The sequence below is a fragment of the Hyunsoonleella sp. 2307UL5-6 genome, assembly GCF_047345485.1.
Taxonomy (GTDB): domain Bacteria; phylum Bacteroidota; class Bacteroidia; order Flavobacteriales; family Flavobacteriaceae; genus Jejuia.
This window is the reverse complement of record NZ_JBLFEN010000002.1, coordinates 416,223-428,854: the sequence shown is the minus strand read 5'-3', so window position 1 is coordinate 428,854 and position 12,632 is coordinate 416,223. Positions and strand designations below refer to the sequence as shown.

The window sequence follows — 12,632 nt, the reverse complement described above, 5'->3', positions numbered from 1 at the left end:
ATAATATAAATACCAATTTTTTATGTCTCCACAAATTATCATTCCGTTTATTATTGTTATAGCTATAACAATTGCTATTACAGCATACTATTTCGGGAAGAAACAACGCATATTAAGAGGTTTATCTAAATTAAAAACTAAAGATATCCTTCAATTTAGAACAAACGAACCTACTAAAGTTACTGGCAAGGTACTGCATGTGCATGAGCCTTTTGTGGCGCCATTTAGTAAACGTAAATGTGTGGCGTTTCAGTTTAAAATTCAACAAAAAAAGCGTACAGGTAAAAACTCGTATTGGAAAACACTTTTAGATGAAAACAACATACAAGATTTTTTTGTTAAAGATAAAAAAGAGGAAGTAGTTATGATAAAACCAACAACTACACCACTAAATTTTGTAATGTATTTAGAAGAAGATAAACGAGTAACATCAGGTTTTTTGAATGCTCCAACACCTGAGTTTGAAAATGTTTTATCAGCTTATAAAATTGAAAGTGAAAACTTATTGGGGTTTAATAAAACCTTGCGTTATACAGAGCGTATCTTAGAAGTTGGAGAAACTGTAACTGTTGGCGGTATCGCAAAATGGAAAGCTTTAGATAAAACGATAGACGGCTATAGTTATTCTAAAATTGCAACCTTAGAGAGTAACGAACATCAAAAAATAATTATAACAGATATAGCAGAGGCTAGGGTAAAATAACGATCGTAAATTACGACGTTATACAAATTAACGTTCCTATTTAATCTATTTGAAATAGGAATGTTAATCCATTTAGTTTTGCGGTATTTTTTTTTAAAAAACGATTTATTTCCAAGTTTGTCCTTTTAAAGCCATAGCAGCTTTTAGCACATCTTTTTGGCTAATTTGTCCTACTAGTTTTCCATTCTCAACTATAGGAAACCGTCGGCGTTTAGAATCTAAGAATTTTTTTGCGGCATCAAAAATATTCATATTACCATCAATGGTTTCTACATTATTTACCATGTGTTTTTCAATAGTTTGTTCTTGTAGTGGCATATTGTAATAGCGGCTTTCACTAATTTGCTTAATACAATCACCCTCAGAAATAATACCAACTAATTCTTGTTTTTCATTTACTACAGGACCTCCAGAAATTCTATTTTTTACTAGTGCTTCCATAACACTCTCAATACTTTGAGTAGTAGAGAAGGTTACCAAATTTCTCGTCATATAATCACTCACTTTAAGTGGTGTGGTATCAGCTGCTGTAGATTGTTGTCTTCTCGACCCTTGAAAACTCTTTATTCCCATAATATTTAATATTTTAGTAATTCTAAATATAGCTAAAAAAAAGGAGTTTTCCTAAAAATGTATTTAGGTAAAAAACTGCAATTATAAATTTGTGTATTTTTATAACTACTAAATTATAATTATGATGAAAAAGCCAAACGTATAAGCTTGCTTTTTTATGTTGTTCTGCATTATTTGTTTCTAAAAAAAACTAACTTTTAGAACTACAAATTACTATTCCTATAAATTAAGACACAGAATTTTTACTTTATGAAGCCTCTTACGATTTGCTAGAAAATAAAGTATTAAACCTTCCAGAGCGGTATGCGTATATGATACCTAAACCTTTTGTATTGAATGATGTTGTAATGGTAAAGCAAATTATAAAAATTAATTTGGCATTGAACAATTAATAAACTTTTAAGAGATTACATCACAAATTTTTATAGTTTTGGGCGTTAAACTAAAATAAACAGAAGATGAGACAAATTATACTGTTGGTGGTATCTGTGATAACCCTGCAAATAGGTGCGCAAAGTAATACTGAATTAATACAACATTTTGAAGCCTATGGCAAACAAATGAGAGCACAAGGTGATGTACAAGGTATGATTAATGCTATGACGCATTTAAATATTTTAGCACCATCAGAAGCAAGAAAAGATACTTTGGCTTATATATACATGAGCGAAGGCAAATACATGCAAGCACTAAATACTATTGGTATTGATACAAAGGTAGATGACTCTAATATTGCTGTTGAGGTAAAAGCTATGTCGCTTAAGGCCGTAAAACAGCCAGAGCGTGCTTTGGTACATTTTAATGAATTATTTAAAAGATCGCCTAGTGCTAGTTTAGCTTACGAGTTGGCAGAACTTAATATGCAATTACAAAAGTTAGATGAAGCTTTAATACACATTAACTATGGTTTAGCCAATGCAACACCAGATATGAAACATGCGTATTATGAGCAACAACAACCTTACCAAGTAGAATTAAAAAGTGCATTTATGTACTTAAAGGCACTACAATTATTTCAACAGGATAGAAAAAATAATATAGATGCTGCAGTTGATATTTTAGATGATACGTTAAAAGCATCACCTAACTTTAATTTGGTAAACCTTAGTAAAAATGAATTGCTAAGGCAAAAACAAATCATGCAGGCCCAAGCAGCAGAAACAAAACAGTAGTTTGATTAAACATAAAATCTAAAAAAAGAGTATCGCTTAAAAACGATACTCTTTTTTTGTATAAATATTCAAGATAAGTTTAATGGTAAGCTAAGATTTATTGCTATGCGAATGAAAATACAGTATTAAGTTAAGGCATAAAAAAATATGCTTAACATGACTAATTTTTGCGTTAGGGATTGTAGCGGCATCCTTTTTTGAGGCACGAGAAAAAGATATAGCGTAAAGCCCGACCCCTTGTGGGTAACGCCCTAATTATTATAACCTAAAAGGTAATTCCCTCAATCTTTTTAAAGTTTTGTATCGCTTTACTATCTGATAATAATGAAACGTAATGGCATACTGCTAGTAACCTTTCATACAAACTACTATGGCTAAAGTTTATAGTTTTTGGCAAGCTTTGTAAAATGAGTTCGTCATAATTTGAAGCGGTATCACTAAAACTGTTGTTTACGGCGTTAGTATATATGGTAAGTAGCTTATTGATAATTTGGTAGCCAGCAATTTCCTTGTCTATAACTTCTTCAGACTGGTAAACATTTTCAATACTTATTTTGATGATATCTCGTATTTGTGGGTCGTATTTACTTTTGTCGAGTAGTGCGCTATCAAAGGTGCCGTTTAAAATAGCATCTTCATGTTTCATAAATATAGCCACGGCATCGTTAATGAGTGCGCCAATGGCAAGAGCACGTAGGTAACCTATGCGATCTTGTTTATTAGATAGGGCATAATAATTTTCTGGTTTTATGTTGTCTCTAATTACTTTTGAAAGGTATTCTAAAGCGTATTCCTCTGGAATGAGTCCTAGATTTATACCATCTTCAAAATCGATAATAGTATAGCAAATATCGTCGGCGGCTTCAACTAAATATGCCAATGGATGGCGCGAGAAACTTAGGTGCTTTTCACTACGTTTTGTAAGTCCCAATTCGTTAGCAACATCAGCAAAAGCCTCTTTTTCAGATTGAAACACGCCATATTTTTTATCTGCGATATGTGGTGTTGGTTTTTTTGGTAAGGATTCTTTGGAGTATTTGGTAAATGCACCTAGAGTAGCATAGCTTAAACGGAGTCCACCTTCGCGTCCAGCTCTATTTTGGGTTAATATTTTAAAGCCATTGGCGTTACCTTCAAAATCACAGAGGTCTTGGTATTCTTTATCGGTTAATTGGTCTTTATATGTTTTACCTTTGCCTGTTTTAAAAAATTCACCTATAGATTTTTCGCCAGAATGCCCAAAGGGCGGGTTACCAATATCATGCGCCAAGGCTGCTGTTGCTACTATAGCTCCAAAATCGTTGGCTTGATACCCATGCACATTCTGTAGATGCGGATGCTTTTCTAGTATTTTTTTCCCTACTTGTCGCCCTAACGAGCGCCCTACGACGCTTACCTCTAAACTGTGTGTTAAGCGCGTGTGTACAAAATCGGTTTTAGATAATGGAATAACTTGCGTTTTATCTTGTAAACTTCTAAATTCTTGCGAAAATATAATACGATCGTAATCTACCTCAAAGCCTAAGCGGGTTTCGTCTTGTTCTTTTCGAATACGTTTATTGGTGTCGCCGTAGCGTTTTAAAGAGAGGAGTTGTTCCCAGTTCATGATGTTTAATTAAGCTGAGGCAAGATACTAAATTCATAAAAAAATATATTGTAAAATCGCTTAACATTAGGGTAACGTTTTAATCATGGTTGTTTAATGATTTGGTAACACTAGATCATGGCTTTAGAGTCTATTTTTGCAGTAATTTAGACTAATACATGAAACATATTATTTACATAGCTCTTTTTTTTATTTCTGCATTAACCCATGCGCAAGAAACGGGTTCTATAAGAGGTAAGTTATTAGACGTAGAATCTAATAATGCGCCCTTAGTGTTTGCTAATGTTGCAATTAAAGAAACAGGAGCTAAAGTAATGACAAACGAACAAGGTGTTTTTACGTTTGAAAATATGGCAAGCGGTACGTATACTTTAGTTTTTAGTTTTACAGGATACGATTCTAAAGAAATAATTACTGAAGTTACCCAAATACCTAAAGAGATTAAAATGGCTTTAAGCGCTAGCAGTGTATCACTAGATGACTTTGCTATGGTATTTACCACTTCTGAAACTAAAGATAATGCGGTAAAAAATAATTAAAGCATATTTTAAAACATACTAAAAAGTCCTTTTTGAGTTAACAAAAAGGACTTTTTGCTTTAATACCTTTTTGTAAAATAGTTGTATCCCGTTGAATTAAAATAGCTTCTATCTCTAATGTTAAGTAATGGTAAACAAGTTATAAAAAAAAGTGTTTTAGTTAATGTTAAGTTAACACTTTTATTACAGTTCTTTAATTTTCTGGTAATAGGTTTTTTATAAAACAGTAGTTTCTTTGCAGGACAAAAAATTAATTAAACTAATGAAATATTTATTACTATTATTTTGCTCAATAACAGTGTTTAGTTACTCTCAAAACACTGGTTCTGTAGTTGGAAAACTTACGGATAAAGAGTATAATAATGAACCTCTCGCTTTTGCTAACATTTTAGTAAAAGGAACAACCAAGGGTACTACATCAGATTTTGATGGATTATATGAAATAGCTAACCTAGACCCAGGGAATTATACACTTATATATAGTTTTGTAGGTTACGAAACACAAGAAATTCCTGTTATAATAGTTGCGGGGAAAGTTATAGAGGTAAATGTACCTATGGGTGCAAGTGCAGCTGCTCTTGATGAAATTATTATTAAAGCTCCTGTAGCGCAACGCGAAAGTGAAACAGCGCTTTTATTACAACAAAAAAAAGCAGTAGAAATTAAAGAAAGTATAGGTGCTCAACAATTATCAAGACTCGGCGTTTCTAACGCCTCGGCAGCAACATCTAAAATCTCTGGAGTTTCAAAATCAGATGGTACAGGTCAAGTGTACGTTAGAGGTCTTGGTGATAGATATTTAACAACTACGCTTAACGGCTTACCAATTCCTTCGGATAATATTGATAAGAAAAATATCGATTTAGCACTCTTTCCTACAAGATTTGTGCAAAATGTATCCATAAGTAAAACATTTTCTCCAAATAATTCGGCAGATCAAGCTTCTGGTAATGTTAATATTGAGTCAAAAATAGTATCTAAAAATAAAGATATTGGTTTAAGTTTTACTGGTGGCGTAAATAGTAATGTTGGTGATGGCGAAATTTTTAATGATTTTAAAGTAACTGCAAATAATGAAGATTTAAATCTTGGAGTGTATTCTAGAGCCTACAGCCAAGACGAACTTTCTAATGCTATTACAGAGCAGGGTTGGGATACTAGAACAACATCTTTACCTTTAGATTATTCGTTTGGTTTTAATGTTGGAGGAAAACTTGGCGAAAGCAAAAAAGTAAATCTGTATTTAAGCGGTGGACAATCTGTTTCTCACGAATATAGAGAAGGCGAATTCTTTGAATACGACCAAGGTAATTTAAGAGATTCTGTTCCAGACAATGACAATAGAAGGTGGTTACGTACAATTAACACTACTGGAATGTTTCACAGTCAGTTTAAAATAAACGATGATAACCGCATAAAGTTAAATACTTTTTTAGTGAACAAAGTAGTCGAGGAAACTTATGAAGCTGGTAGACAGCGTTCTACAATTGTTTTTGAGGAGTTAGATCCACCGTCAAGAGGTAATCAATTTGTTAGAGACCAAAATATTAAAAATACAATACTATCTATAACACAACTTATTGGTAACCATAGATTTTCTGATAAAAATGTGTTAGATTGGGGAGCAGGTTTCAATTATGTAATTGCTAATGAGCCAAATCGTATAAGAAATGAATTTAATATACTTAATGATGATGCTAATACTGCTGAGAATGAAGATGGTATAGTTCAATTTGGTTTTACAGGAGGAACACAGCAGCGTAAATCTGTTCAAGAAATTACAGATCAAGAGCTAAATGCTAGACTACAAGATAAAATTATATTAAAGGAAAGCGAAGATGGAGATGATATTTACAAGCTTACTTTTGGTGGAGATTTTAGAAATAAACAACGTGATTTTACGTCTCAATTTATTGGAGTAACAGAAGCCTCCAGAGGTCTATTTACTATACCTAGTTTAGATCAAGTATCAGAAATATTTACACAACGTAATTTTGATATTGGTGCACTTAGGCTCCAAGAATTACCAATAGATACCTACCAAGGCGAATTAACCTCTTTTGCTGGTTTTATAGATTTTATTGGTGTTTTTCACAAATTTACTGCTCAATTGGGGTTGCGCTACCAAAATGATGAAATTGATGTGAATTTTGATGTTGGAAACTTTGTGAACCAACAAACTGGTCAGTCGCGTATTGGAAATTCACTTCAAAATTACGAAAGGCTTTATCCTTCATTTAATTTAAAATATGATATAAACGACAAAATGGCCTTGAGAATGGCAGGTAGTTTAAGTCAAACTTTACCCGAATTTAAAGAGATTGCTCCTTTTCAATATGTATCACCAGAAAATCAAGTCACACAAGGTAATCCAGATGTAGAGGCCTCTAAAAACCTTAATATAGATTTAAAGTTTGAGTTTTTTCCAAGTGATGACGAACTTTTATCTGTTACAGCATTTTACAAAAGAATTGAAGACCCAATTAACAGAGGCTTACAACGCGGTGGAGAAGATATATTTTCTTATTTCAATACTGGTAACGAGGCAAGAGTTATAGGTGGAGAAATAGAAGGAAGAATATATCTTATAAAAAAAGGCGATTCTTTGCCTAACCTAAAGCTGTCTGGTAATGTTGCATACCTCAACCATACACAAGATTTGAAAGAAATAAGAGATGATAATGGTAATCTAATACAAACTTTTAGATATGGTGGTATGGATGAAATAGGTTTAGAAGGTGCATCAGATTGGATTACTAATTTAGCACTTACATATAGTTCTGGAGGTAAATATCCTTTTGAGATAACCTTTTCTGGTAATTATGCATCTGATAGAATTTTTTCACTAGGAGCACCTAGAAACCAAAACCAACCTGATGTGTTTTTAAATGGAGAAATTATTGAACAAGGCGTAGTAACTCTAGACTTTATTTTAAATAAAGAGATAAACGAACATTTAAGCTTAGGTTTATCTGCTAAGAACTTAATTAACCCAACGGTTAGGAGATTTCAGAGAAACCAAAGCTCGGTAACAGGAATTCCTTCCAAAGACACAATACTTACTTATAATAGAGGTACAAATTCATCTCTATCTATAAGATATAAATTTTAAACAACAAATAATTAAATTTAAATTACAATGAAAACTCTTAAAAAACTATTTTATTTATCTATTCTAACTGGATTGTTTTTTACATCCTGTAGTAATGATGACGATAATACAGTTGGTCCAACTCCTGGTCCTTTAAATGGAACTGTATTATCTTCTGGTACAATAACAGAAAGCGTTACTCTTGATGCTTCACAATCTTATACTATTGATGGAAGTTTTTTAGTTGGAAATGGTGCAACATTAACTATTCCTGCTGGAACTATAATCACTTCAGAAGTTGGAGTATCTAACTACATAGCGGTACTTAAAGGTGGAAGTATCGATATTCAAGGAACTCCTACCAACCCTGTTATCATGCAATCTAATGGTACTGCTGGATCTTGGGGTGGTCTTGTTATTTGTGGTGATGCTACTACAACCGAAGGTACAAATGCCATAGCAGAAGTTGGTGGTTTACTTTATGGTGGTAGTAATGATGCAGATGATTCTGGAGACATTGACTATTTAATTATTAGAGACGCTGGCGCACAAATTAATTCAGATTCACAATTCAACGGTTTAACGCTATACGCCGTTGGTTCTGGAACAAACATATCTAACGTTGCAATTATCAACGGAACTGATGATGGTGTTGAATTCTTTGGAGGTTCAGTTAATGCTACTAACATGTATTTAGAAAATAATGAAGATGATGCTGTAGATTGGACTGAAGGATGGAACGGTACATTAACAAATGCCTATGTTATCAATAATATTGCTGGTTTTTCTACAGCTATAGAAGCTGATGGTGTAAACAATAACCCAACTTTAGTTAATTTTACTGCAATTTCTTCTACTGGTGGAACAGCAATACAAATTAAAAATAACTCTGGCGCTACAATAAACGGCTTATCATTAACCGGTTTCGAGACTTCTTTCGATTTTAGAGATGCTGCTCCAGTATCAAATCTTCAAATTGACGGTTCTGATGCAGATATTGCAGACGATGCAGTTTTTGTAACATCGTCTACTAACGCAAGTTTATTTGCATGGGTAACTGCTGCCAGCACTATTTCTGGAAATGTATTACCAGCAAACATATCAGGAAACGTAACTTTAGATGCTTCTATAGAGTATTCAGTTAGTGGTCCTGTTTTAATAAATAATAATGCTACATTAACTATACCAGCCGGAACTGTAATTGTTTCTCAATCTGGTACTGCTAATTATATAGCTGTATTAAAAGGTGGTAACATAAACATTGAAGGTACTGCCAATAACCCAGTAGAAATGAGATCTGTTGACGGTGAAGCTTGGGGTGGTCTTCTTATTTGTGGAGATGCAACTACTACAGAAGGTATTAATGCTATAGCAGAAGTTGGCGGATTAGTTTATGGTGGTAGCAACGATGCTGATGACTCTGGAAATATTGACTATTTAATACTTAGAAATACTGGTGCACAAATTAATGCAGATTCTCAATTTAACGGTTTATCTTTATATGCAGTTGGTTCTATGACTACAATTGATAACGTAGCAGTAATAGAAGGTGCTGATGATGGTGTTGAATTTTATGGAGGTACAGTGAGTGTGACTAACTTTTATGCTGAAAATATAGAAGATGACTCTATAGATTGGACTGAAGGTTGGAACGGTACCCTAACAAATACATTCGTGAAATTAACTATAAGTGGTTTCTCAACAGCTATTGAAGCAGACGGTGTTAATAATAACCCTACGTTGGTAAATTTTACTGCTGTGTCTTCAGGAGGCGGTACTGGTATTCAGATAAAAAACAATTCTGGAGCTACAATCAACGGTCTTAGCTTATCAGGTTTTAGTTCACAATTTGATTTTAGAGACAATGCTCCTGCTTCTAATTTAGTAGTAGATAGCGTTAATGCTGCAGAAGCAACAACGTACTCTTCTTCTACAACAGTAGAGAGTGATTTTTCTTGGATTAACAACTAAAAGATTAATTTTTAAAATAAAAAAAGACCATCTAAAGTATACTTTAGATGGTCTTTTTTTTAACTTAGTTTAGATATTAGTAACTATATTCTTAGAATAATCCACTTCTTTTATCTTTCCATCAATTACATAAATCCATTTTCCTACTTTTTTTCCATCTTTATAATAAGCAGTTACGGTTTTTTCTCCTTCTTTATTAAAACTTAACCATTGTCCTTCTAATTTACCATCTGCAGTGTATGATCCTGTTTGACTAACATCACCATTATCGTGATAATAAACAACATCTATTAAATTAGTTTCTTTATTTAATGTTAGTGTTCTTTCTTTTTGTGCAAATACTGTTGCGCTTATCATTAAAGCTGCTAAAATTGTGATATATTTTTTCATGTCTGTGGGGTTTTAATTAATAATTACTTTACAAATATAGTTTTAATTTTACTTTTAGGCAACATTTATATAACATTAAATTAACATTAAACCTGCAAAGTACTGATTTTAAATTAGTTATGTTTTACAAAAAAATGAATTCTTAACATTGGAGTTGTAGTAGGCTAATTAAACAATGGCTATTTCAGCACTTATTTAAACTATTTTAAAATAGAACATAACATTCCGTTAACATTGAGTTCGTTTTAAAATAAGACATTTGTTTATATATAATTTTCATCTACTTAATGGATAATTTTTACTCTTACATGTTAATTGCTTTAGCTATTTTGGCAATTGCAGATTTGGTTGTTGGTGTTAGTAATGATGCTGTAAACTTTCTTAATTCGGCCATAGGCTCTAAAGCAGTCTCTTTTAGAACACTAATGATAGTTGCAAGTATTGGTATTGCATTTGGTGCCGTATCTTCTAGTGGTATGATGGAAATTGCCAGAAAAGGTATTTTTGTGCCTGGTGAATTTATGTTTGATGAAATTATGATCATTTTTATGGCGGTAATGATAACCGACATATTACTACTAGATTTCTTTAACACACTAGGCTTGCCAACATCTACAACCGTTTCTATTGTTTTTGAGTTATTGGGTGCATCCGTATGTATTGCTATTTTAAAAATTACTGCAGATGGTAGCGGACAAACCCTACTAGATTTGGGGAATTATATTAATAATGAAAAAGCTATCGAGATTATTCTAGGTATCTTATTATCAGTATTTGTAGCCTTTACCATTGGTGCGTTAATACAATTTGTGTCTCGTTTATTACTTTCGTTTAATTTTAATAATAAGCCGAAATTTTACGGTGCTATTTTTAGTGGTTTTGCTACTACATCTATCTTATACTTCATTCTTATAAAAGGTATTAAAAATGCAACGTTTATGAGTGCTGATTTTAAAACACTAATTGCTACTAATAATTTTGCATTATTAGGTATTAGTTTTTTAGTATTAACAGGACTGTCCTTTATAGTTGTTTCATTTTTTAAAACTAATATTTATAAAATAATTATTGTAATAGGTACTTTTGCGCTTGCTGTAGCCTTTGCTGGTAACGATTTGGTAAACTTTATTGGGCCTACAACAGGAGCATATCAAGCTTTTTTAGATTTTTCTAACCCTGCGGTAAATACTTTAGGACTTTCAGCTTCTGAATTTAGTATGGAAAGCTTAGGTCAAAAAATATATACACCCACATATATTTTATTAGCAGCAGGTGTTATCATGGTGCTTACATTATGGTTTTCAAGTAAAGCTAAAGCTGTTGTGAAAACATCAGTAGATTTATCGCGTCAAGATGATGTTAATGAGCGTTTTCAACCTAATTTTCTGTCAAGAAATATTGTGCGTTTTAGTATTGGAGCATCCGAAAGTTTTAATAATTTACTGCCAGTACCACTTAAACAATATATAGACAAACAGTTTAAGCATACCAGAATTCCTCCATCGGTAAAAACTAAAGATTTACCAGCTTTTGATTTGGTAAGAGCTTCTGTTAATTTAATGGTTGCTAGTGTGTTAATATCTATAGCAACATCAATGAAACTACCTTTATCTACAACATATGTTACATTTATGGTGGCCATGGGTACATCTTTAGCAGATAGAGCTTGGGGAAGCGAAAGTGCTGTATATAGAGTGGCAGGTGTGTTAAACGTTATTGGAGGTTGGTTTTTTACAGCCTTAAGTGCCTTTGTTGCAGCAGCTGTTATGGCGCTTATTTTATTTTATGGAGGGGCGTATGCGCTTATTGCGCTTTTAATTTTTACTGTAATAGTGCTTTTTAAAAACTATCTAATACACAGAAAACAATCTAAAGAGCAAAAGGTGGAAGATAAACTTGAAAAGGCAGAAAGTAGCTCTACTCAAGGTGTAATTATGGAAAGTGCTAAAAACATTGCCAATGTAATTAAAAGAGGAAATAAAGTATATACTGGTGCTGTAAATGGTTTAGCTACACATAATTTAAAGCTCCTTAAAAAGAATAAAAACCAAATTGAGAAGCTTTCTAATGAGATTGAAGACCTTCGTGATAACATTTATTATTTTATTAAAAACTTAGAAGACCCAAGTGTTAATGCTAGTAATTTTTACATCAGTATTTTAAGTTACTTGCAAGATATGGCACAGTCTTTAACATATATTTCAAATGCGAGTTTTAAGCATGTTAACAACAATCATAAAAAATTAAAGTTTACTCAGATAAAAGAATTAAAAGATTTAGATACACATTTAGAGCAATTATTCAATACTACTAAAATAGCATTCGATTCTAGTTCTTTTGAACAAATAGGTTTTATTCTGAATGAAAAGAAAAAGATTTTTGATGTTGTAACTGATAAAATCCAAAAACAAGTAGAGCGCACAAGATCTGAAGAATCTAGCCCTAAAAACACAACACTATACTTTAGTTTATTACTTGAAACCAAAGATTTACTAAAAGCAACAATGAGTTTGCTTGAAGAGTATCACAATGCGCACGATGCTTCGGTTATACCTGCCCAAGTACCAGGACCTGAAGAAGAATAAAT

The 12,632-nt window shown here is 32.5% G+C and carries 9 protein-coding genes; 6 read left to right on the top strand and 3 right to left on the bottom strand.

Translation table 11 applies throughout. From position 1 onward, the window contains the following. The first annotated feature begins 22 nt into the window (after positions 1–22). On the top strand, positions 23–703 hold the full coding sequence (locus tag ACKGJY_RS05350; RefSeq protein ID WP_413972825.1) for a GIDE domain-containing protein: 681 nt from the start codon (positions 23–25) through the stop codon (positions 701–703). Between the two features lie 105 nt (positions 704–808). On the opposite strand, the gene ACKGJY_RS05345 is transcribed toward ACKGJY_RS05350, so the two are convergent. Beyond that, positions 809–1,276, bottom strand: coding sequence for a CBS domain-containing protein (locus ACKGJY_RS05345; RefSeq protein WP_413972824.1), 468 nt, complete (start codon positions 1,274–1,276; stop codon positions 809–811). 458 nt (positions 1,277–1,734) lie between these two features. Here ACKGJY_RS05345 and ACKGJY_RS05340 point away from each other — a divergent pair, with 458 nt between their 5' ends. Next, positions 1,735–2,448 carry a hypothetical protein gene (locus ACKGJY_RS05340; protein WP_413972823.1) on the top strand — a complete coding sequence of 238 codons (714 nt, stop codon included), beginning with the start codon at positions 1,735–1,737 and terminating at the stop codon, positions 2,446–2,448. Between the two features lie 265 nt (positions 2,449–2,713). Here ACKGJY_RS05340 and dgt read toward each other — a convergent pair whose 3' ends face one another. Continuing rightward, entirely contained in the window at positions 2,714–4,054 is a 1,341-nt protein-coding gene (gene dgt, locus ACKGJY_RS05335; protein WP_413972822.1) for a dGTP triphosphohydrolase, read from the bottom strand. A 158-nt stretch (positions 4,055–4,212) separates the two neighbouring features. Between dgt and ACKGJY_RS05330 the strand changes: the two genes are divergently transcribed. The 3 genes from ACKGJY_RS05330 (at position 4,213) to ACKGJY_RS05320 (ending at position 9,655) form a co-directional block, all read left to right on the top strand. Continuing rightward, positions 4,213–4,593, top strand: coding sequence for a carboxypeptidase-like regulatory domain-containing protein (locus ACKGJY_RS05330; protein WP_413972821.1), 381 nt, complete (start codon positions 4,213–4,215; stop codon positions 4,591–4,593). Between the two features lie 262 nt (positions 4,594–4,855). Further along, entirely contained in the window at positions 4,856–7,705 is a 2,850-nt protein-coding gene (locus tag ACKGJY_RS05325; protein ID WP_413972820.1) for a carboxypeptidase-like regulatory domain-containing protein, read from the top strand. Positions 7,706–7,732: 27 nt separating this feature from the next. Continuing rightward, on the top strand, positions 7,733–9,655 hold the full coding sequence (locus ACKGJY_RS05320) for a beta strand repeat-containing protein (RefSeq protein ID WP_413972819.1): 1,923 nt from the start codon (positions 7,733–7,735) through the stop codon (positions 9,653–9,655). Between the two features lie 69 nt (positions 9,656–9,724). Here ACKGJY_RS05320 and ACKGJY_RS05315 read toward each other — a convergent pair whose 3' ends face one another. Then, a complete protein-coding gene (locus ACKGJY_RS05315) occupies positions 9,725–10,045 on the bottom strand; it encodes a nicotinic acid mononucleotide adenyltransferase (RefSeq protein ID WP_413972818.1) in 321 nt (106 codons plus the stop codon). 287 nt (positions 10,046–10,332) lie between these two features. Here ACKGJY_RS05315 and ACKGJY_RS05310 point away from each other — a divergent pair, with 287 nt between their 5' ends. Then, positions 10,333–12,630, top strand: coding sequence for an anion permease (locus tag ACKGJY_RS05310; protein ID WP_413972817.1), 2,298 nt, complete (start codon positions 10,333–10,335; stop codon positions 12,628–12,630). Positions 12,631–12,632 lie beyond the last annotated feature (2 nt).